Origin of the sequence: Citrobacter sp. Cpo037 (genome assembly GCF_030332945.1) — a bacterium.
Classification (GTDB): domain Bacteria; phylum Pseudomonadota; class Gammaproteobacteria; order Enterobacterales; family Enterobacteriaceae; genus Citrobacter; species Citrobacter portucalensis.
In genome coordinates this window covers 1-21,748 of sequence record NZ_JAOWGW010000069.1, presented here as the reverse complement: position 1 = coordinate 21,748, position 21,748 = coordinate 1, and the positions used below count along the sequence as shown (strand labels likewise).

Annotated in this window: 20 protein-coding genes and 1 rRNA gene; 13 read left to right on the top strand and 8 right to left on the bottom strand. The window is 53.1% G+C overall.

Going from position 1 to position 21,748, the window contains the following annotated elements:
* From lpxA to tilS, 8 genes are all read left to right on the top strand, one after another.
* The gene (gene lpxA, locus OGX94_RS15865; RefSeq protein WP_003018525.1) at positions 1–789 is read left to right on the top strand and encodes an acyl-ACP--UDP-N-acetylglucosamine O-acyltransferase; all 789 of its coding nucleotides are present in this window, start codon (positions 1–3) and stop codon (positions 787–789) included.
* Positions 789–1,937, top strand: coding sequence for a lipid-A-disaccharide synthase (lpxB, locus tag OGX94_RS15860; protein ID WP_063941139.1), 1,149 nt, complete (start codon positions 789–791; stop codon positions 1,935–1,937). The genes lpxA and lpxB overlap by 1 nt, the downstream gene beginning before the upstream one ends.
* Positions 1,934–2,530, top strand: coding sequence for a ribonuclease HII (gene rnhB, locus OGX94_RS15855; RefSeq protein WP_003018518.1), 597 nt, complete (start codon positions 1,934–1,936; stop codon positions 2,528–2,530). Before lpxB ends, rnhB begins: the two co-directional genes overlap by 4 nt.
* A 24-nt stretch (positions 2,531–2,554) precedes the next feature.
* A complete protein-coding gene (gene dnaE, locus OGX94_RS15850) occupies positions 2,555–6,037 on the top strand; it encodes a DNA polymerase III subunit alpha (protein ID WP_008786271.1) in 3,483 nt (1,160 codons plus the stop codon).
* Positions 6,038–6,049: 12 nt separating this feature from the next.
* A complete protein-coding gene (accA, locus tag OGX94_RS15845; protein ID WP_003829164.1) occupies positions 6,050–7,009 on the top strand; it encodes an acetyl-CoA carboxylase carboxyl transferase subunit alpha in 960 nt (319 codons plus the stop codon).
* 99 nt (positions 7,010–7,108) lie between these two features.
* The gene (gene ldcC, locus OGX94_RS15840; protein WP_191235746.1) at positions 7,109–9,247 is read left to right on the top strand and encodes a lysine decarboxylase LdcC; all 2,139 of its coding nucleotides are present in this window, start codon (positions 7,109–7,111) and stop codon (positions 9,245–9,247) included.
* A gap of 66 nt (positions 9,248–9,313) precedes the next feature.
* Positions 9,314–9,703 carry a VOC family protein gene (locus OGX94_RS15835; protein WP_008786273.1) on the top strand — a complete coding sequence of 130 codons (390 nt, stop codon included), beginning with the start codon at positions 9,314–9,316 and terminating at the stop codon, positions 9,701–9,703.
* A gap of 61 nt (positions 9,704–9,764) precedes the next feature.
* A complete protein-coding gene (tilS, locus tag OGX94_RS15830; RefSeq protein WP_257662312.1) occupies positions 9,765–11,060 on the top strand; it encodes a tRNA lysidine(34) synthetase TilS in 1,296 nt (431 codons plus the stop codon).
* Positions 11,061–11,102: 42 nt separating this feature from the next.
* Here tilS and rof read toward each other — a convergent pair whose 3' ends face one another.
* Together rof and OGX94_RS15820 are read right to left on the bottom strand one after the other, a co-directional pair.
* Positions 11,103–11,363 carry a Rho-binding antiterminator gene (rof, locus tag OGX94_RS15825; protein WP_003018503.1) on the bottom strand — a complete coding sequence of 87 codons (261 nt, stop codon included), beginning with the start codon at positions 11,361–11,363 and terminating at the stop codon, positions 11,103–11,105.
* Entirely contained in the window at positions 11,350–11,550 is a 201-nt protein-coding gene (locus OGX94_RS15820; RefSeq protein ID WP_003018499.1) for a YaeP family protein, read from the bottom strand. The genes rof and OGX94_RS15820 overlap by 14 nt, the downstream gene beginning before the upstream one ends.
* 188 nt (positions 11,551–11,738) lie before the next feature.
* Between OGX94_RS15820 and OGX94_RS15815 the strand changes: the two genes are divergently transcribed.
* From OGX94_RS15815 to nlpE, 3 genes are read left to right on the top strand one after another with little or no spacing between them, the layout of a single operon-like run.
* Positions 11,739–12,284 carry a YaeQ family protein gene (locus OGX94_RS15815; protein ID WP_003018497.1) on the top strand — a complete coding sequence of 182 codons (546 nt, stop codon included), beginning with the start codon at positions 11,739–11,741 and terminating at the stop codon, positions 12,282–12,284.
* Positions 12,281–12,703 carry an alternative ribosome rescue aminoacyl-tRNA hydrolase ArfB gene (arfB, locus tag OGX94_RS15810; protein ID WP_032942412.1) on the top strand — a complete coding sequence of 141 codons (423 nt, stop codon included), beginning with the start codon at positions 12,281–12,283 and terminating at the stop codon, positions 12,701–12,703. The genes OGX94_RS15815 and arfB overlap by 4 nt, the downstream gene beginning before the upstream one ends.
* 30 nt (positions 12,704–12,733) lie before the next feature.
* Positions 12,734–13,432, top strand: coding sequence for an envelope stress response activation lipoprotein NlpE (gene nlpE / locus OGX94_RS15805; protein WP_085951559.1), 699 nt, complete (start codon positions 12,734–12,736; stop codon positions 13,430–13,432).
* A gap of 44 nt (positions 13,433–13,476) precedes the next feature.
* Here nlpE and proS read toward each other — a convergent pair whose 3' ends face one another.
* From proS to metN, 6 genes are all read right to left on the bottom strand, one after another.
* A complete protein-coding gene (gene proS / locus OGX94_RS15800; protein WP_003829149.1) occupies positions 13,477–15,195 on the bottom strand; it encodes a proline--tRNA ligase in 1,719 nt (572 codons plus the stop codon).
* Positions 15,196–15,308: 113 nt separating this feature from the next.
* On the bottom strand, positions 15,309–16,016 hold the full coding sequence (gene tsaA, locus OGX94_RS15795; RefSeq protein ID WP_257662313.1) for a tRNA (N6-threonylcarbamoyladenosine(37)-N6)-methyltransferase TrmO: 708 nt from the start codon (positions 16,014–16,016) through the stop codon (positions 15,309–15,311).
* On the bottom strand, positions 16,013–16,417 hold the full coding sequence (gene rcsF, locus OGX94_RS15790; RefSeq protein ID WP_003018477.1) for an envelope stress sensor lipoprotein RcsF: 405 nt from the start codon (positions 16,415–16,417) through the stop codon (positions 16,013–16,015). Before rcsF ends, tsaA begins: the two co-directional genes overlap by 4 nt.
* 116 nt (positions 16,418–16,533) lie before the next feature.
* On the bottom strand, positions 16,534–17,349 hold the full coding sequence (gene metQ / locus OGX94_RS15785; RefSeq protein ID WP_003829145.1) for a methionine ABC transporter substrate-binding lipoprotein MetQ: 816 nt from the start codon (positions 17,347–17,349) through the stop codon (positions 16,534–16,536).
* A gap of 44 nt (positions 17,350–17,393) precedes the next feature.
* Positions 17,394–18,047 carry a methionine ABC transporter permease MetI gene (locus OGX94_RS15780; protein ID WP_003018471.1) on the bottom strand — a complete coding sequence of 218 codons (654 nt, stop codon included), beginning with the start codon at positions 18,045–18,047 and terminating at the stop codon, positions 17,394–17,396.
* The gene (gene metN / locus OGX94_RS15775) at positions 18,040–19,071 is read right to left on the bottom strand and encodes a methionine ABC transporter ATP-binding protein MetN (protein ID WP_003829140.1); all 1,032 of its coding nucleotides are present in this window, start codon (positions 19,069–19,071) and stop codon (positions 18,040–18,042) included. Before metN ends, OGX94_RS15780 begins: the two co-directional genes overlap by 8 nt.
* 189 nt (positions 19,072–19,260) lie before the next feature.
* On the opposite strand from metN, the gene gmhB reads away from it, so the two are divergent.
* Both gmhB and OGX94_RS15765 read left to right on the top strand, forming a co-directional pair.
* Positions 19,261–19,827 (top strand): D-glycero-beta-D-manno-heptose 1,7-bisphosphate 7-phosphatase, encoded by a 567-nt coding sequence (gene gmhB / locus OGX94_RS15770; RefSeq protein WP_003829138.1) that lies wholly within the window; start codon positions 19,261–19,263, stop codon positions 19,825–19,827.
* Between the two features lie 369 nt (positions 19,828–20,196).
* Positions 20,197–21,738, top strand: a 16S ribosomal RNA gene (locus OGX94_RS15765).
* Positions 21,739–21,748: the final 10 nt, after the last annotated feature.

Here is a 21,748-nt window from a genome sequence, read left to right as displayed (position 1 = left end):
GTGATTGATAAATCCGCCTTTATTCACCCGACCGCCATTGTAGAAGAGGGCGCCAGCATTGGTGCCAATGCTCACATTGGCCCATTTTGTATTGTTGGACCCCATGTTGAAATTGGTGAGGGTACCGTACTGAAGTCTCACGTTGTCGTGAATGGCCATACAAAAATTGGTCGCGATAACGAGATCTATCAGTTTGCCTCCATCGGTGAAGTTAACCAGGATCTTAAATATGCTGGCGAACCGACCCGTGTGGAAATTGGCGATCGCAACCGCATCCGCGAAAGCGTCACCATTCATCGTGGCACAGTGCAGGGCGGTGGAGTGACGAAGGTGGGCAGCGATAACTTATTGATGATTAATGCGCACGTCGCGCATGATTGTACGGTAGGAAACCGCTGTATTCTGGCGAATAACGCCACGCTTGCCGGACATGTTTCGCTTGATGATTTTGTTATCATCGGCGGCATGACCGCGGTGCATCAGTTCTGCATCATCGGTGCTCATGTGATGGTTGGTGGCTGTTCTGGTGTTGCCCAGGACGTGCCTCCGTACGTTATCGCCCAGGGCAACCACGCGACGCCGTTTGGCGTCAATATCGAAGGTCTGAAGCGTCGTGGATTTACCCGCGAAGCGATTACCGCGATTCGTAACGCCTACAAAGCGTTGTACCGTAGCGGTAAAACGCTGGAAGAAGTGAAACCAGAAATCGCGGAACTGGCGAAACAGTACCCCGAAGTTCAGGCTTTCAGCGACTTCTTTGAGCGCTCAACGCGTGGCCTGATTCGTTAATGACTGAACAGCGTCCTTTAACGATTGCCCTCGTCGCCGGAGAAACCTCCGGCGATATTCTTGGTGCAGGGTTAATCCGTGCACTCAAGGCTCGCGTTCCCAATGCGCGCTTTGTTGGCGTTGCGGGGCCGCTGATGCAGGCCGAAGGTTGTGAAGCCTGGTACGAAATGGAAGAGTTGGCGGTCATGGGCATTGTTGAAGTGCTCGGACGCCTGCGCCGTTTACTGCATATTCGTGCCGACCTCACTCGCCGATTCACCGACTTAAAGCCGGATGTTTTCGTCGGCATTGATGCACCTGATTTCAATATTACCCTCGAAGGGAATTTGAAAAGACAGGGCATTAAAACCATTCATTATGTCAGTCCGTCCGTTTGGGCGTGGCGACAGAAACGCGTTTTCAAAATAGGCAGATCCACCAACATGGTGCTGGCCTTTCTGCCTTTCGAAAAGGCGTTTTATGACAAATTTAACGTCCCGTGCCGCTTTATCGGTCATACCATGGCTGATGCCATGCCGTTGGACCCGGATAAAAATGCGGCGCGTGATGTTCTGGGCATTCCTCATGACGCTCACTGCCTGGCGCTACTGCCAGGAAGCCGTGGTGCAGAAGTGGAAATGCTCAGCGCCGATTTTCTGAAAACGGCGCAGCTATTACGCCAGCATTATCCGGATCTCGAAGTGGTGGTGCCGTTGGTGAATGCCAAACGTCGCGAGCAGTTTGAACGCATTAAAGCGGAAGTTGCACCGGAGCTTTCTGTACATCTGCTCAATGGGATGGGACGTGAAGCAATGGTGGCCAGCGATGCCGCACTGCTGGCTTCTGGTACCGCCGCGCTGGAATGTATGCTGGCAAAATGCCCGATGGTGGTTGGCTACCGTATGAAACCCTTCACCTTTTGGCTGGCGAAGCGCCTGGTGAAAACGGATTATGTTTCGCTACCTAACCTGCTGGCGGGAAGAGAACTGGTTAAAGAGCTGTTGCAGGAAGAGTGTGAACCGCAGGCGCTGTCGCAAGCGCTGTTGCCGTTGCTGGCAAATGGTAAAACCAGCCATGCGATGCACGACACATTCCGCGAACTGCACCAGCAGATCCGTTGCAATGCTGATGAGCAGGCGGCGGATGCGGTCCTGGAGTTAGCGCAATGATTGAATTTGTGTATCCGCATACGCATTTAGTGGCGGGTGTGGATGAAGTCGGGCGCGGCCCTTTGGTCGGTGCGGTCGTCACTGCTGCCGTCATTCTGGATCCGGCTCGCCCTATTATCGGTCTTAACGACTCAAAAAAACTGTCAGAAAAACGTCGCCTGGCGCTGTTTGATGAAATTAAAGAAAAAGCGTTAAGCTGGAGCCTTGGTCGGGCGGAACCGCATGAAATCGACGAGCTGAACATTTTGCATGCCACCATGCTGGCCATGCAGCGTGCGGTTGCGGGATTGCATATTGCGCCCGAATACGTGCTGATTGACGGCAATCGTTGCCCGGCATTACCGGTACCGTCGATGGCGGTGGTCAAAGGCGATAGCCGCGTGGCGGAGATTAGCGCCGCATCGATTCTGGCAAAAGTGACCCGTGACGCTGAAATGGCGGCGCTGGATACGGTTTTTCCACAGTATGGTTTTGCACAGCACAAAGGCTATCCAACCGCATTTCATCTGGAAAAATTGGCACTGCATGGTGCGACTGAGCACCATCGCCGCAGCTTTGGCCCTGTCAAACGCGCACTGGGACTCTCGTCCTGATTCTTGTGTCGAAGGAATCTGAAGATGTCTGAACCACGTTTCGTCCACCTACGGGTGCACAGCGACTACTCCATGATCGATGGGCTGGCGAAAACCGGGCCGCTGGTAAAAAAGGCGGCCGCGTTAGGCATGCCAGCGCTGGCGATCACCGATTTTACCAACCTGTGTGGTCTGGTGAAGTTTTACGGAGCGGGTCACGGCGCGGGTATCAAGCCGATAGTTGGCGCAGATTTTCATGTCCGCAGTGAGCTGTTGGGCGATGAACTCACGCAGCTCACCGTGCTGGCCGCAAATAATACCGGCTATCAGAACCTGACGTTGTTGATTTCGAAAGCCTATCAGCGCGGCTATGGCGCAGAAGGACCGGTTATCGACCGGGACTGGTTGGTCGAGCTAAAAGAAGGTTTGATTTTGCTCTCCGGCGGTCGCATGGGCGATGTCGGACGCAGCCTGCTGCGCGGCAATAGCGCACTGGTTGACGAGTGCGTGGCGTTTTACGAAGAACATTTTCCCAATTGCTATTTCCTCGAATTGATTCGCACCGGCAGGCAAGATGAAGAAAATTATCTGCACGCAGCCGTAGCACTGGCCGAAACGCGTGGTCTACCGGTGGTGGCGACTAACGATGTCCGCTTCCTGGAAACCGGAGATTTCGACGCGCATGAAATCCGCGTAGCGATCCACGACGGGTTCACCCTTGATGACCCGAAACGCCCGCGTAACTATTCGCCGCAGCAATACATGCGCAGCGAAGATGAGATGTGCGAGCTGTTCTCCGATATTCCGGAAGCACTGCAAAACACTGTCGAGATAGCCAAACGCTGCAACGTGACGGTGCGTCTGGGCGAATATTTCCTGCCGCAGTTCCCGACCGGCGATATGACCACCGAAGATTTCCTCGTGGCGAAATCACGCGAAGGTCTGGAAGAACGTCTCGAATTTTTGTTCCCTGACCCTGAAGTTCGTGCGCAGAAGCGCCCGCCTTACGATGAACGTCTGGAAGTTGAACTTAAAGTTATCAACCAGATGGGATTCCCTGGCTACTTCCTGATCGTTATGGAATTTATCCAGTGGTCGAAAGATAACGGAGTACCGGTAGGCCCGGGACGTGGTTCCGGCGCTGGCTCACTTGTCGCCTATGCGCTGAAAATTACCGATCTCGATCCGCTGGAATTTGACCTGCTGTTCGAACGTTTCCTTAACCCGGAACGTGTCTCAATGCCCGACTTCGACGTTGACTTCTGTATGGAGAAACGCGACCAGGTTATCGAGCACGTGGCGGAAATGTACGGTCGTGATGCGGTTTCGCAGATTATTACCTTTGGTACGATGGCTGCAAAAGCGGTTATCCGCGACGTGGGCCGCGTGCTGGGGCATCCGTACGGTTTCGTTGACCGTATTTCGAAACTGGTGCCGCCCGATCCGGGCATGACGCTGGCAAAAGCCTTTGAAGCCGAACCGCAACTGCCGGAAATCTATGAGGCAGATGAAGAGGTTAAAGCGCTGATCGATATGGCGCGTAAGCTGGAAGGCGTCACGCGTAACGCCGGTAAGCACGCCGGTGGTGTGGTTATCGCACCGACAAAGATTACTGATTTTGCGCCGCTGTACTGCGATGAGCAGGGGCTGCACCCGGTTACTCAGTTTGATAAGAACGACGTGGAATATGCCGGTCTTGTGAAGTTCGACTTCCTCGGCCTGCGTACGCTCACCATCATCAACTGGGCGCTGGAAATGATCAACGCGCGCCGTGAAAAGAACGGTGAGCCACCGCTGGATATTGCGGCTATCCCGCTGGATGACAAGAAAAGCTTCGATATGCTGCAACGCTCGGAGACCACGGCTGTCTTCCAGCTTGAATCCCGCGGTATGAAAGACCTGATCAAACGTCTGCAGCCTGACTGCTTCGAAGACATGATCGCACTGGTGGCTCTGTTCCGCCCTGGTCCGCTACAGTCGGGGATGGTAGATAACTTTATCGACCGTAAGCATGGTCGCGAAGAGATTTCCTACCCGGACGTACAATGGCAGCATGAGTGTCTGAAACCGGTACTGGAGCCGACCTACGGCATTATCCTGTATCAGGAACAGGTTATGCAGATTGCCCAGGAGTTGTCCGGGTACACCCTTGGCGGCGCGGATATGCTGCGTCGTGCGATGGGTAAGAAAAAGCCGGAAGAGATGGCTAAGCAGCGCGGCACCTTTGAAGAAGGGGCGAAAAAGCGCGGCGTAGACGGCGAACTGGCGATGAAAATCTTTGACCTGGTGGAGAAATTCGCCGGTTACGGATTTAACAAATCGCACTCCGCAGCCTATGCGCTCGTCTCTTACCAGACGCTGTGGCTGAAGGCGCATTATCCTGCTGAGTTTATGGCGGCGGTAATGACCGCCGATATGGATAACACTGAGAAAGTGGTCGGGCTGGTAGATGAATGCTGGCGTATGGGGCTCAAAATCCTGCCGCCGGACATCAACTCCGGGCTTTACCATTTTCACGTGAATGATGATGGCGAGATTGTTTATGGCATCGGCGCGATAAAAGGCGTGGGTGAAGGACCAATTGAAGCTATTATTGAGGCGCGTAACGAAGGCGGTTACTTCCGTGAGCTGTTTGATCTCTGTGCGCGCACGGATATCAAAAAACTTAACCGCCGGGTGCTGGAAAAGTTAATTATGTCCGGGGCGTTTGATCGCCTTGGCCCGCATCGTGCGGCGTTGATGAATTCGCTCAACGATGCGCTAAAAGCCGCCGATCAGCATGCAAAAGCCGAAGCCATCGGTCAGGCCGATATGTTTGGCGTGCTGGCGGAAGAACCGGAGCAAATTGAACAATCCTATGCCAGTTGCCAACCGTGGCCGGAGCAGGTGGTATTAGATGGTGAGCGTGAAACGTTGGGGCTTTACCTGACGGGACACCCCATCAACCAGTATTTAAAAGAAATTGAGCGCTATGTCGGAGGCTACAGGCTGAAAGACATGCATCCGACAGAACGTGGTAAAGTCACCACGGCTGCGGGGCTCGTCATTGCTGCGCGGGTAATGGTCACCAAGCGCGGCAATCGTATCGGCATCTGTACACTGGATGACCGTTCCGGACGTCTGGAAGTTATGTTGTTTACCGATGCTCTGGATAAATACCAGCAATTGCTGGAAAAAGACCGCATACTTATCGTCAGCGGACAGGTCAGCTTTGATGACTTCAGCGGCGGGCTTAAAATGATGGCCCGTGAAGTCATGGATATTGACGAAGCCCGGGAAAAATATGCTCGCGGGCTTGCTATCTCGCTGACGGACAGGCAAATTGATGACCAGCTTTTAAACCGACTCCGTCAGTCTCTGGAACCCCACCGCTCGGGGACAATTCCAGTACATCTCTACTATCAGAGGGCGGATGCACGTGCGCGGTTGCGTTTTGGCGCGACGTGGCGTGTCTCTCCGAGCGATCGTTTGCTAAACGATCTCCGTGGCCTTATTGGTTCGGAGCAGGTGGAACTGGAGTTTGACTAATACAGGAATACTATGAGTCTGAATTTCCTTGATTTTGAACAGCCGATTGCAGAGCTGGAAGCAAAAATCGATTCTTTGACTGCGGTTAGCCGTCAGGATGAGAAACTGGATATTAACATCGATGAAGAAGTGCATCGCCTGCGTGAAAAAAGCGTAGAACTGACGCGTAAAATCTTCGCCGATCTTGGCGCATGGCAGGTAGCCCAACTGGCGCGCCATCCACAGCGTCCGTACACCCTGGATTATGTCCGCCTGGCGTTTGATGAATTTGATGAGCTGGCGGGCGATCGTGCCTATGCGGATGATAAAGCTATTGTCGGCGGTATCGCGCGTCTGGATGGTCGTCCGGTGATGATCATTGGTCATCAGAAAGGCCGTGAGACCAAAGAAAAGATTCGCCGTAATTTCGGCATGCCAGCGCCGGAAGGCTATCGCAAAGCGCTGCGTCTGATGGAAATGGCCGAGCGTTTCAACATGCCGATCATTACCTTCATCGACACCCCAGGGGCTTACCCGGGCGTGGGCGCGGAAGAGCGTGGTCAGTCAGAAGCGATCGCGCGCAACCTGCGTGAAATGTCGCGTCTGAGCGTACCGGTAATCTGTACCGTTATCGGTGAAGGTGGTTCCGGTGGCGCGCTGGCGATCGGTGTAGGCGATAAAGTGAATATGCTGCAATACAGCACCTATTCCGTTATCTCCCCGGAAGGTTGTGCTTCCATTCTGTGGAAAAGCGCCGACAAAGCGCCGCTGGCCGCAGAAGCGATGGGAATTGTTGCCCCGCGTCTGAAAGAGCTGAAGCTTATCGACTCTATCATTCCGGAACCGTTAGGCGGCGCACACCGCAATCCGGAAGTGATGGCTGCGTCCCTGAAAGCGCAGCTGCTGGCTGATCTCGCCGATCTCGACGTGTTAAGCAAAGACGATCTGAAAAACCGTCGTTACCAGCGCCTGATGAGCTACGGTTACGCGTAAACTGCATTAATTCCGAAAAGGGCCGCAACGTTGTGGCCCTTTTTTTTACCTGCGGTTTGACCAGGCTATGATTAACTAAGGTTTTTCCAGGAGGAACGCATGAATATCATTGCCATCATGGGACCGCATGGCGTCTTTTATAAAGATGAGCCCATCAAGGAACTTGAGCGTGCGCTGCAACAGCAGGGATTTCAGATTATCTGGCCGCAGAATAGCGTTGACCTGCTGAAGTTTATCGAACATAACCCGCGAATTTGCGGCGTCATTTTTGACTGGGATGAATATAGCCTGGAGCTGTGCAGTGACATCAACCAGCTCAACGAGTATCTCCCGCTCTACGCCTTTATTAATACCCATTCGACGATGGATGTCAGTGCGCACGACCTGCGCATGGCGCTGTGGTTTTTTGAGTATGCGCTGGGTCAGTCTGAAGATATTGCCACCCGCATCCGTCAGTACACCAGCGAATACCTCGATAACATCACGCCTCCGTTCACCAAGGCGCTGTTTACCTATGTGAAGGAAGGAAAGTATACCTTCTGTACGCCCGGGCACATGGCGGGGACGGCGTACCAGAAAAGCCCGGTCGGCTGCCTGTTCTATGATTTCTTTGGCGGCAATACGCTGAAAGCCGACGTGTCCATTTCCGTAACCGAACTGGGTTCATTGCTTGATCATACCGGACCACACCTCGAGGCGGAGGAGTACATCGCTCGCACCTTTGGTGCTGAGCAGAGCTATATGGTGACCAACGGCACCTCGACATCGAACAAGATTGTCGGCATGTATGCTGCGCCTGCAGGCAGTACGCTACTGATTGATCGCAACTGCCATAAGTCGCTGGCGCATTTGCTGATGATGAGCGATGTGGTGCCAATCTGGCTGAAGCCTACGCGTAACGCGTTGGGGATCCTCGGCGGTATACCCCGTCGGGAATTTACCCGCGCAAGTATTGAACGCAAGGTAGAAGAGACGACTCAGGCGCAATGGCCGATACACGCGGTGATCACCAACTCCACCTATGACGGGCTGCTTTATAACACCAACTGGATCAAGCAAACCCTGGATGTGCCCTCCATCCATTTTGATTCAGCCTGGGTGCCGTATACCCATTTTCATCCGATCTATCAGGGGAAAAGCGGGATGAGCGGCGAACGGGTACCGGGAAAGCTGATTTTTGAAACCCAGTCCACCCACAAGATGCTGGCGGCGTTGTCACAGGCTTCGCTGATCCACATTAAGGGTGACTATGATGAAGACACGTTCAACGAAGCCTTTATGATGCATACCTCCACGTCTCCGAGCTATCCGATTGTGGCGTCGATAGAAACGGCGGCGGCAATGCTGCGTGGCAATTCCGGCAAGCGGTTAATCAATCGTTCGGTGGAACGGGCGTTGCATTTCCGTAAAGAAGTGCAGCGTCTGCGCGAAGAGTCGGATGGCTGGTTCTTTGATATCTGGCAGCCGGAAAAGGTCGATGAAGCAGAATGTTGGCCGGTAGCGCCAGGTGAAGACTGGCACGGATTTATTGATGCTGATGCCGACCACATGTTCCTCGACCCGGTGAAGGTCACGATTCTGACGCCGGGAATGGATGAACAGGGAAATATGAGCGAAGAGGGGATCCCCGCGGCGCTGGTGGCGAAATTCCTTGATGAACGCGGCGTCGTCGTCGAAAAAACGGGACCGTATAACCTGTTGTTCCTGTTCAGTATTGGCATTGATAAAACCCGGGCGATGGGGCTGCTACGTGGCCTGACGGAATTTAAGCGCTCGTACGATCTGAATTTACGCGTGAAAAATATGCTGCCGGATCTGTATGCTGAAGATCCCGATTTCTATCGCAATATGCGTATTCAGGATCTGGCACAGGGGATCCATAAGCTGATCCGCCAGCACGATCTCTCCGGACTGATGCTGCGGGCATTTGATACCTTGCCGGAAATGAAAATGACACCGCACCAGGCCTGGCAGCGGCAGATCAAAGGTGAGGTGGAAACCGTGGCGCTTGATCAACTGGTAGGACGCGTGTCCGCCAATATGATCCTGCCTTATCCTCCCGGTGTGCCGCTCTTGATGCCCGGGGAAATGATCACTGCCAAAAGCCGGGCTGTCCTCGATTTTCTGCTGATGCTGTGTTCAGTGGGGCAGCGCTACCCGGGATTTGAAACCGATATCCATGGCGCTAAACTGGGCGAGGATGGTGTGTATCGCGTGAGAGTCTTAAAAATGGCATAACGACTTGCCTGACCCTAAGACGTACGAGTAACGTGCTGACAGAAAAATGAAAGAGGCGATGACGCTATGCTGGGATTAAAACAGGTTCACCATATTGCCATTATTGCGACGGACTACGCGGCGAGTAAGGCATTTTACTGCGATGTGCTTGGCTTTACACTGATGAGCGAAGCCTATCGGGAAGAGAGAGACTCGTGGAAAGGCGATCTGGCATTGAACGGCCAGTATGTGATTGAGCTTTTTTCTTTCCCGTTTCCACCTTGCCGTCCGAGCCGACCGGAAGCCTGCGGTTTGCGTCATCTGGCGTTCAGTGTGGAGGATGTGGAAAAGTCGATCGCGCATCTGGAAGCACACCACGTGAAGTGTGAATCCATACGTATCGATCCATTTACCGGTAAACGCTTTACGTTTTTCAACGATCCGGACGGATTGCCCCTCGAACTGTACGAGATGTAAGGCTTGTCATTGTGGTGTTAGCCCGGTAACGTGCCGGGCAATGCCATTGTAAGTAACCATCATGACGACACTCACGCTGAACACTTCACTGCTGAATTTTCAATCGATTTTGGTCGCCTTTAGCGGCGGGCTGGACTCAACCGTACTCCTGCATCAGCTGGTGCAGTGGCGAGCGCAGCATCCTGAGGTCGCTTTACGCGCAATCCACATTCATCACGGATTAAGCCCACATGCAGACAGTTGGGTGCAGCACTGTGAGTCGGTATGCATGCAGTGGCAGGTGCCGCTGGTGGTTGAGCGGGTACACCTTGAGGATGATGGTCTGGGCATCGAAGCTCAGGCACGACGCGCGCGCTATCAGGCATTTGCGCAGACCTTACTACCGGGCGAGGTGCTGATGACCGCCCAGCATCTCGATGACCAGTGTGAAACCTTTTTGCTGGCGCTTAAGCGCGGTAGTGGTCCTGCCGGACTTTCCGCCATGGGCGAAAACTCACCGTTCGCCGGAACCCAGCTGATTCGACCGCTGCTGGCGCAAACGCGAGAGGCGCTAGAAGCATGGGCGCGGCAGCATGAATTATGCTGGATTGAAGATGAAAGCAATCAGGATGATACCTACGATCGCAATTTCCTCAGATTGCGCGTTACCCCATTGCTGCAACAGCGCTGGCCGCACTTCGCGCAAGCCGTAGCCCGCAGCGCCGCGCTGTGTGCTGAGCAGGAGAGTTTACTGGATGAACTGCTGGCCAGCGATTTAGCCGATTGCATCACAGCCCACGGCACATTGTTACTGGTACCGTTAATGATGGTGAGCGACGTGCGTCGTGCCGCGCTGCTTCGTCGCTGGCTGGCGGGGTTAAATGCGCCGATGCCTTCTCGTGATGGACTGGAACGTATCTGGCAGGAAGTGGCGCTGGCGCGGGAAGATGCCTCACCCTGTTTTCACCTTGGGGAGTATGAGGTCCGTCGTTATCAGTCACAGCTGTGGTGGGTGAAGTCAGTCGATGGGCAAAGCGAAACCGTTATCCCATGGTTAGAGTGGAAAACACCGTTGGCGCTGCCTGCCGGATTGGGTTCGGTTCAGTTAATCTCTGCGGGTGAATTGCGCATGCCGCAAGAGGATGAAGCCGTCAGCATTCGTTTCAAAGCACCAGGCTTATTGCATATTGTCGGGCGTAACGGTGGACGGAAATTAAAGAAAATCTGGCAGGAGCAGGGGATCCCGCCCTGGCGACGAGATACCACACCGCTGCTGTTTTACGGCGAAACGTTGATTGCGGCTGCGGGTGTTTTCGTGACGCGTGAGGGAGCGGCGGAAGATGAAGAAGGCGTGAGTCTGGTGTGGCGTGGAAAGTAGGCCGGATAAGATGCTTTGCACCGTCATCCGGCACCAAAATAATCAGGATTCGCTGACCACCACAGTACCGATCTGCGGGTGGCTGAAGCTGGCAATTTTGTCGAGGCGAAGCTCCCGGGTTTCACCTGCGACATCTGCGACCAGATACTCCACGTTTTTGCGTGAAACCAGGTCGTTCGCTTTCGCCTGCAAAACTTCGCCATCTTTTAACGCCAGCGTCAGTAACAAATGGTGCTGGCAGGCGAGTTCAAGATTGTCGTAATCATCGCAGTTGATGGGTTGATACGTTTCATTCATTGACATAATCGCTCACCAGTAAGTTCGCGGCAGCATAGGCCGCTTTTTCCCTGACCGACTCTGGAAGGGCGCTGTCTGCCGCCACTTCATTAAGCACCTTCAATACGCAACCCAGCGCATCCGGGATATACCCTAAGTCTCCGCTGGCGATTTCCGCGTACCGCTTGCGTATTAACTCACAATATTTTTCCACATGCCCTCCTGTCAGCACTCTGACTTAACCGTGGATGCAAGTCTAAGCCTACGAAGATAAACTCTGTTTAGCAAGGTGACTATACCATACTCATTCAAGCAATATCAGCGTCTTGATAGATGAGCAGTTAGCAGCCTTTTGCCGCAGTTTTCGCTACAATGTGCGCCTGATTCGAAAGGAGTTCTCCCATGGCGCTTAAAGCGACAATTTATAAAGCCGTCGTCAACGTAGCGGATCTTGACCGCAACCAGTTTCTTGACGCGGCCTTGACGCTGGCGCGTCACCCCTCTGAAACCCAGGAGCGCATGATGCTGCGCCTGCTTGCCTGGATTAAATATGCCGATGAGCGGCTGCAGTTCACGCGTGGCCTGAGTGCGGAAGACGAGCCTGAAGCATGGCTGCGTAACGACCATCTGGGCATCGATCTTTGGATTGAGTTGGGTCTGCCGGATGAGCGCCGTATCAAGAAAGCCTGTACTCAGTCTGGTGAGGTTGCTCTGTTTGCCTACAACAGCCGTGCGGCTCAGATCTGGTGGCAGCAAAACCAGAACAAATGTGCGCAGTTTAAAAATCTCACCGTGTGGTATCTGGATGATGAACAGCTGGCGCAACTGAGTGATTTTGCTGGTCGTACAATGGCGCTGCAGGCGACTATTCAGGACGGCGCTATTTGGCTGTCCGACTCTCAGAACAATCTGGAAATTCATCTGACCGCGTGGCAGCCGCGTTCATGATTGTTCTCTCCCGAAACGTCTCTATCCCTGATAATGAGCTGGAAATCACGGCGATTCGGGCACAAGGCGCGGGTGGTCAGCACGTTAACAAGACCTCGACGGCTATCCATTTGCGCTTTGACATTCGGGCCTCGAGCCTGCCAGAGTATTACAAGGAACGCCTGCTGGCTGCCAGCCATCATCTGATTAGCGGCGATGGCATTATTATCATTAAGGCGCAGGAATACCGTAGCCAGGAGCTCAATCGGGAAGCGGCAATCTCCCGACTGGTGGCGGTGATAAAAGAATTAACCGCGGTGCAAAAAAGCCGACAGGCAACTCGCCCTACGCGCGCCTCGAAAGAGCGCAGGTTGTCATCGAAGGCGCAAAAATCCACAGTGAAAGCACTGCGCGGGAGAGTTCGTCGAACACAAGACTGACGAGCGGGAATAAAAATAAATAAGGAATTGATAGTGAAAACAGCAATATTGTCCGTGGTCGCTGCATGCACGCTTTTTTCCTTGATTGGCTGTAATAACCGTACTGAAGTTGAAGTACTACAGCCGACGCGGGCGGCAGAATTAAAACCGATGCAGCAAAGCTGGCGTGGCATCTTACCTTGTGCGGACTGCGAAGGGATTGAAACCTCTCTGTTTCTGGAAAAAGACGGCACATGGGTGATGAACGAACGCTATCAGGGCGTGCGGGATGAACCGTCTTCATTTGCCTCTTATGGCACATGGGCGCGTACAGCCGACAAACTGGTGCTGACCGACAGCAAAGGTGAAAAGTCGTACTACCGGGCTAAAGGCGAGGCGCTGGAAATGCTCGATCGTGAAGGTAACCCGATTGAGTCACAGTTTAATTACACGCTCCAGCCGGTTTCCGCCAGCTTACCGGTGACGCCAATGCCGATGCGAGGCATGTATTTCTATATGGCTGACGCGGCAATCTTTACCGACTGCGCAACGGGTAAACGGATGCCGGTGGCGAATAACGCTCAGCTTGAACGCGACTATTTAGCCGCTCGTGCGGAAAACGGACAGTCCGTACTGCTGACGCTTGAGGCGCATTTCACGTTGGAGTCAAACCCGGATACGGGTGAGAAAGTGAAAACGTTGATGGCGGATAAAGACGCGAAATTTATCCCTGGTAAAGCGTGTAATTAATCGATAGAAAAAAGGCCCTGATAATCAGGGCCTTTTTGTTGGTATTAGCCTTTAATGGCTTTGACCAGGAAGTCGACGATGTCGCCGGTTTTAATCAGCTCTTTCTCGCCGTTACGACGGTATTTGTATTCGATATCGTCGTTATCGAGGTTACGGTCGCCCAGCACGATGGTGTGTGGGATACCGATCAGTTCCATATCGGCAAACATCACGCCCGGACGCTCTTTACGATCGTCCATCAGCACTTCGATACCCTGCGCGCGCAGCTCAGCGTACAGCTTTTCAGCCAGCTCCTGCACACGGTAGGATTTGTGCATGTTCATCGGCAGAATAGCGACCTGGAACGGGGCAATGGCATCTGGCCATACGATGCCACGATCGTCAAAGTTCTGTTCAATAGCCGCGGCAACCACGCGAGTGACCCCGATACCGTAACAGCCCATAGTCAGCGTCTGGTTACGGCCATCTTCGCCCTGAACAGCGGCTTTCATCGCTTCAGAGTACTTGGTACCCAACTGGAAGATGTGGCCGACTTCGATACCGCGTTTGATCATCAGCGTACCTTTGCCGTCCGGGCTAGGGTCGCCGGCGACCACGTTACGGATGTCAGCAACTTCCGGGGTGGCCACATCGCGATCCCAGTTGATACCGAAATAGTGTTTACCGTCGATGTTGGCACCGGCAGCGAAATCGCTCATTACTGCAACGGTACGGTCGATAACCACCGGAATTGGCATATTCACCGGACCGAGCGAGCCAGGACCTGCTTTTACCAGCGCACGAATTTCTTCTTCGGTGGCAAAGGTCAGTGGGCTGGCAACCTGCGGCAGTTTTTCTGCTTTGACTTCGTTCAGCTCGTGATCGCCACGAACCAGCAGGGCGACCAGCGGGTAGCTGCTGCCTTCAACCGCTTTCACCAGCAGGGTTTTCACGGTTTTTTCGATAGGCAGGTTGAACTGCTCAACCAGTTCGGCGATGGTTTTAGCGTTCGGCGTATCTACCAGCGTCATTTCCTGGGTTGCTGCCGCGCGCGGCTCTTTCGGCGCAACGGCTTCGGCAAATTCGATGTTCGCCGCATAGTCAGAGGAATCGGAGAAGATCACATCGTCTTCGCCGCTCTGCGCCAGCACCTGGAATTCGTGAGAGGCGCTGCCGCCAATAGAACCTGTATCCGCTTGTACTGCACGGAAATCCAGCCCCATACGGCTGAAGATTTTGCTATACGCAGCGTACATCGCGTCGTAGGTTTCCTGCAGGGATTCCTGAGAGGTGTGGAAAGAGTATGCATCTTTCATCAGGAATTCGCGGGAGCGCATCACGCCGAAGCGCGGACGGACTTCGTCACGGAATTTGGTCTGGATCTGATAGAAGTTCAGCGGCAGCTGTTTGTAAGAGCTCAGCTCGTTACGGATCAGGTCGGTGATCACTTCTTCATGCGTTGGGCCGAGGACGAACGAACGATCGCCACGGTCAGCAATACGCAGCAGTTCCGGGCCGTATTGTTCCCAACGGCCGCTCTCTTCCCACAGTTCAGAAGGCTGAACGACCGGCATCAACACCTCGATCGCACCGGCGTTGTTCATCTCTTCACGCACGATGTTTTCGACTTTTTTCAGGACGCGCACGCCGGTCGGCAGCCAGGTATATAACCCGGAGGCCAGCTTGCGGATCATCCCGGCGCGCAGCATCAGCTGGTGGCTGATGACTTCGGCGTCGGCAGGTGTCTCCTTCAGAGTGGAGAGCAGATATTGGCTAGTACGCATGTTGTTACGGTTCCAGTTGAACGATCGAACAGACTCAAAACGAGCCTGGCACAAAACAAAAGTGGTTTAGTTTACCAGCGAGAAAGGGATGTCAAAAGAGTACGCGACGCAAATTAGCGGGCTTCCAGAGCAAAGACCTCAAATCCTGACGGCGTGACGCGCCAGCGGACGTTAAAGTCCAGCAGCCAGACGGCGTAGGTTTTGCCTTCTTCCTCGTTTTTACGGTAGGCAGGACGCGGATCCTGCGCCAGCACTTCGGCAATAAACTGACGAAGATGCGGGTAACGTTGTTCGAGCTTCGGTAGCTGCTCCGCGAGATCTTCACTGAACATCACGTCTACGCTGGCCTGGGGGGCATCCTGAGCATAGCTGGCACGAGCATCGGGTAACGATTCGGCAAACGGCAGATACGGTTTTATATCTACGACTGGCGTGCCATCAACGAGATCCAGCCCACCGAGTTCGAGGATCACGTGCTCTTTATGGCAGCGGATGCCCCGTAGCTCAACCAACGACATGCCAACAGGGTTAGGACGAAACGTTGAACGCGTGGCAAAGACACCCATTCTGGCGTTGCCGCCAAGGCGGGGAGGGCGCACGGTCGGACGCCATCCACCTTCCATTGTCTGGTGAAAAACAAAAATCACCCACAAATGACTGAAGGCTTCCAGGCCGCGAACGGCATCGGCCTGGTTATAAGGTGCGAGCAAATGCAGTTCACCGCTGGCGCTTTTCACCAGACCGGGCTGGCGTGGAACGGCGAACTTTTCTTTATAAGGTGAGCGGATAACGCCTATTTGCTCGAACTGAAAATGGCTCATTTCGCCGAAATGTTCAGTGCAGAACCGATGCAAACCGCCTGACGATAGCAACCCGGCGTTCCGCTGGTCACTTCGCAACTGTGCAGCAATACCGCATTAGCTTTCATTTTTGATGCGTTAATCTGCATGCGTTTGCGTGCGGTTGGAATGCTCGGAGGGGAATCCTGGTTTGAAGCCTGGCAGGATTCACCGCTAACTTCGCCAAGATCGCGGAACGGTTTGCCTACTAAATCTTCAGCGTTAGTAATGATTCTTACCGGCGTAGCGCGCGGTGCTTTCGGTTTTTCCGGCTCCGCTTTCGGCGGGGTTGCGGTGCTTTGAACGGGTTCAACAGGGGATCTGCTTAACATAGAACAGCCGCTCAGCAAGAGTGCTACTAAACAGATCGGTAAAGCACGCATAATATTTCCTCAATGAATGATCTAAACGTCAGATATTGAATCAGGTGCTTGCATAAATGACAAGACGGGCAAGCGCCCGTCCTGATGATATTACAGATTCTGTAAACAGCCTAAAATTACCAGCCCTTAACAGCACCGCCGTTGAAGACTTTGTTTGCTGCTTCGTACACTTCGTCAGACTGGTATGCTTCAACGAATTTCTTCACGTTCTCAGCATCTTTATTGTCTTCACGAGTCACAATCAGGTTTACGTACGGGGAATCTTTATCTTCAACAAAGATCCCGTCTTTTGCCGGAGTCAGGCCGATCTGGCTGGCGTAGGTGGTGTTGATGACCGCCAGTGCGATTTGTGCATCGTCCAGGGAACGTGGCAGTTGCGGTGCTTCAAGTTCAACCAGCTTCAGGTTTTTCGGGTTTTCAATCACGTCAAGCGCGGTCGGCAGCAGGCCAACACCGTCTTTCAGTTTGATTAAGCCCACTTTTTGCAGCAGCAGCAAGGAACGACCAAGGTTAGTCGGGTCGTTTGGAATCGCGACCTGGGAACCGTCCTGCAGCTCATCCAGTGATTTGATTTTTTTGGAGTAGCCCGCAATCGGGTAAACAAAAGTATTGCCTACAGCAACCAGCTTGTAACCGCGATCTTTGATCTGCTGGTCCAGGTATGGTTTGTGCTGGAAGGCGTTAGCATCGATATCGCCTTTGCTCAGCGCTTCGTTAGGCAGAACGTAATCGTTAAACGTGACCAGCTCAACGTCCAGACCGTATTTTTCTTTTGCTACTTTCTGCGCGACTTCTGCAACCTGCTGCTCTGCGCCAACAATAACGCCCACTTTGATGTGATTAGGATCTTTTTCATCCTGACCACAACCCACAAGTGCCAGAGAACCGATCAGGGCTCCAACTGCCGCAAAGGTTTTGAATTTGAACGCCATGCTTATTTCCTTTTCTTAATGAGTTTTTAGTGTTGTGTGCAACGTTATTTGTGCGTGACAGCCCGGACGATGCGATCGCCGGATAACTGAATTAAATAAACCAGAACGACGAGCAATACCAGTACTGTATTCATTACGGTAGCGTTGTAACCAATATAGCCGTACTGATAGCCAATCTGTCCAAGACCACCGGCACCGACGGCACCGCCCATCGCGGAGTAACCAACCAGCGTGATAAGGGTGATGGTGGCCGCATTGACCAGTCCTGGCAGCGCTTCTGGCAGTAATACCTTACGTACAATTTGCAGCGGCGTGGCGCCCATCGCACGAGAGGCTTCTATCAGCCCGGTCGGGATTTCGAGCAGCGCGTTTTCCACCATACGGGCGATAAACGGCGCGGCACCGACGGTCAGCGGAACGATAGCGGCCTGCAGTCCGATAGAGGTGCCTACGATCATGCGGGTGAACGGAATCATCCACACCAGTAAGATGATGAACGGGATGGAACGGAAAATGTTCACCAGCGCAGAGAGCGTACGGTAGAGCTTCGCGTTCTCAATAATTTGCCCCGGACGCGTTACGTACAGCAACACGCCGACCGGCAGACCAATCACAAAGCCAAAAAAACCGGACACAAAGGTCATTGCCAGCGTTTCCCATACGCCGCGAACCAGCAGCCACATCATCGGCTCAGACATAACCCAGTACCTCTACTTTTACATGGTGTTCCTGCAACCAACTGATGGCTGCTTGTGTATCTTCCTGTGTGCCGTGCATTTCAGTCAGCATGATGCCGAACTTCACGCCGCCGGCGTAATCCATCTGCGCGCTAATAATATTGTTATTCACATTAAAGCGACGGGCCGTCTCAGAAAGTAGCGGTGCATCGACCGAATGGCCGGTGAATTCCATACGCAGCATCGGCACGCTGTCGGCTTCCGGCTCCGCTTTTAAACGTTCCAGATAATCTTCCGGAATATCCAGGTGCAGCGTGGACTGGATAAATTTCTGTGCCAGCGGCGTTTTCGGATGAGAGAAAACTTCGCTGACGGTGTCCTGCTCAATCAGTTCACCATTACTGATGACCGCCACGCAGTCACAAATACGTTTTACAACGTCCATTTCGTGGGTAATCAGCAGAATGGTGAGTCCCAGACGACGGTTAATATCTTTCAATAATTCCAGAATTGAGCGGGTCGTTGCCGGATCGAGTGCGCTGGTAGCTTCATCGCACAGCAACACTTTGGGATTACTTGCCAGCGCACGGGCGATCGCCACACGCTGTTTTTGTCCACCGGAAAGGTTGGCCGGGTAGCTATCGTGCTTGTCTCCAAGACCAACCAAATCCAACAGTTCTGTTACGCGGCGTTTGATCTCTTCTTTTGGCGTGTTATCCAGTTCCAGCGGTAGTGCGACGTTACCGAACACCGTACGGGAAGAGAGCAGGTTAAAGTGCTGAAAAATCATGCCGATTTGGCGGCGAGCTTTAGTCAACTCCGACTCAGAAAGCGTGGTCAGCTCCTGACCGCCAACCTGAACGCTGCCTTCAGTAGGGCGTTCGAGTAGGTTAACGCAGCGGATGAGCGTACTTTTACCAGCACCGGAGGCGCCAATAACGCCATAAATCTGCCCGGCAGGAACATGCAGGCTGACATTATTTAGCGCCTGAATGGTGCGAGTCCCCTGCTGGAACACTTTGGTGATATTCGAAAGTTTAATCATTGGTTATTTATTATCGTAATTAAGTTAGCCGTGGCATTTTCGTCTGTCAGGTACGGTCGAAGCCGTCAACAAGATGGATGTTAAGGCATCCAGACGTCTAAATCAATCGGGCTTTGCACGATGAGCACTTTCTTGCCCGCTGAAACATGCGATACTAGAGTCACATGCCTTATTCAGGAGCTATAAAAGGTGGCAAAGTCTGTACCCGCAATTTTTCTCGACCGTGACGGTACCATTAATGTGGACCACGGTTATGTACATGAGATCGACGAGTTTGAGTTTATCGACGGCGTTATTGATGCCATGCGTGAACTTAAAAAGATGGGTTACGCGCTTATTATCGTGACGAACCAGTCTGGTATCGCGCGTGGTAAATTTACTGAGGCGCAGTTTGAAACGTTGACCGAATGGATGGACTGGTCGCTGGCCGATCGCGACGTTGAGCTGGATGGCATCTACTACTGCCCGCATCACCCGCAGGGTACTGTAGAAGAGTATCGTCAGGTCTGCGACTGTCGTAAACCACATCCTGGCATGTTTATCTCCGCCCGAGACTTCTTGCACATCGATATGGCCGCTTCTTATATGGTAGGCGACAAAATTGAAGATATGCAGGCGGCGGCAGCTGCGAATGTTGGCACGAAGGTATTGGTGCGCACAGGAAAACCCGTCACGCCGGAAGCAGAAAATGCGGCAGATTTGGTCATAAATAGTCTGGCAGACCTGCCAATGGCGATAAAAAAGCAGCAAAAGTAAGCGTTGTGGATAAAAGGTGAGCGGTTGAAACAAAAATGCATTTTTCCGCTTGTCTTCCTGAGTCGACTCCCTATAATGCGCCTCCATCGACACGGCGGATGTGAATCACTTCACACAAACAGCCGGTTCGGTTGAAGAGAAAAACCTGAAAATGAGGGTTGACTCTGAAAGAGGAAAGCGTAATATACGCCACCTCGCGACAGAGCGCTAAAGCGCGTCGCAACTGCTCTTTAACAATTTATCAGACAATCTGTGTGGGCACTCGAAGATACGGATTCTTAACGTCGCAAGACGAAAAATGAATACCAAGTCTCAACGAGTGAACACGTAATTCATTACGAAGTTTAATTCATTGAGCATCAAACTTTTAAATTGAAGAGTTTGATCATGGCTCAGATTGAACGCTGGCGGCAGGCCTAACACATGCAAGTCGAACGGTAGCACAGAGGAGCTTGCTCCTTGGGTGACGAGTGGCGGACGGGTGAGTAATGTCTGGGAAACTGCCCGATGGAGGGGGATAACTACTGGAAACGGTAGCTAATACCGCATAACGTCGCAAGACCAAAGAGGGGGACCTTCGGGCCTCTTGCCATCGGATGTGCCCAGATGGGATTAGCTAGTAGGTGGGGTAACGGCTCACCTAGGCGACGATCCCTAGCTGGTCTGAGAGGATGACCAGCCACACTGGAACTGAGACACGGTCCAGACTCCTACGGGAGGCAGCAGTGGGGAATATTGCACAATGGGCGCAAGCCTGATGCAGCCATGCCGCGTGTATGAAGAAGGCCTTCGGGTTGTAAAGTACTTTCAGCGAGGAGGAAGGTGTTGTGGTTAATAACCGCAGCAATTGACGTTACTCGCAGAAGAAGCACCGGCTAACTCCGTGCCAGCAGCCGCGGTAATACGGAGGGTGCAAGCGTTAATCGGAATTACTGGGCGTAAAGCGCACGCAGGCGGTCTGTCAAGTCGGATGTGAAATCCCCGGGCTCAACCTGGGAACTGCATCCGAAACTGGCAGGCTAGAGTCTTGTAGAGGGGGGTAGAATTCCAGGTGTAGCGGTGAAATGCGTAGAGATCTGGAGGAATACCGGTGGCGAAGGCGGCCCCCTGGACAAAGACTGACGCTCAGGTGCGAAAGCGTGGGGAGCAAACAGGATTAGATACCCTGGTAGTCCACGCCGTAAACGATGTCGACTTGGAGGTTGTGCCCTTGAGGCGTGGCTTCCGGAGCTAACGCGTTAAGTCGACCGCCTGGGGAGTACGGCCGCAAGGTTAAAACTCAAATGAATTGACGGGGGCCCGCACAAGCGGTGGAGCATGTGGTTTAATTCGATGCAACGCGAAGAACCTTACCTACTCTTGACATCCAGAGAACTTAGCAGAGATGCTTTGGTGCCTTCGGGAACTCTGAGACAGGTGCTGCATGGCTGTCGTCAGCTCGTGTTGTGAAATGTTGGGTTAAGTCCCGCAACGAGCGCAACCCTTATCCTTTGTTGCCAGCGGTTAGGCCGGGAACTCAAAGGAGACTGCCAGTGATAAACTGGAGGAAGGTGGGGATGACGTCAAGTCATCATGGCCCTTACGAGTAGGGCTACACACGTGCTACAATGGCATATACAAAGAGAAGCGACCTCGCGAGAGCAAGCGGACCTCATAAAGTATGTCGTAGTCCGGATTGGAGTCTGCAACTCGACTCCATGAAGTCGGAATCGCTAGTAATCGTGGATCAGAATGCCACGGTGAATACGTTCCCGGGCCTTGTACACACCGCCCGTCACACCATGGGAGTGGGTTGCAAAAGAAGTAGGTAGCTTAACCTTCGGGAGGGCGCTTACCACTTTGTGATTCATGACTGGGGTGAAGTCGTAACAAGGTAACCGTAGGGGAACCTGCGGTTGGATCACCTCCTTACCTTAAAGAA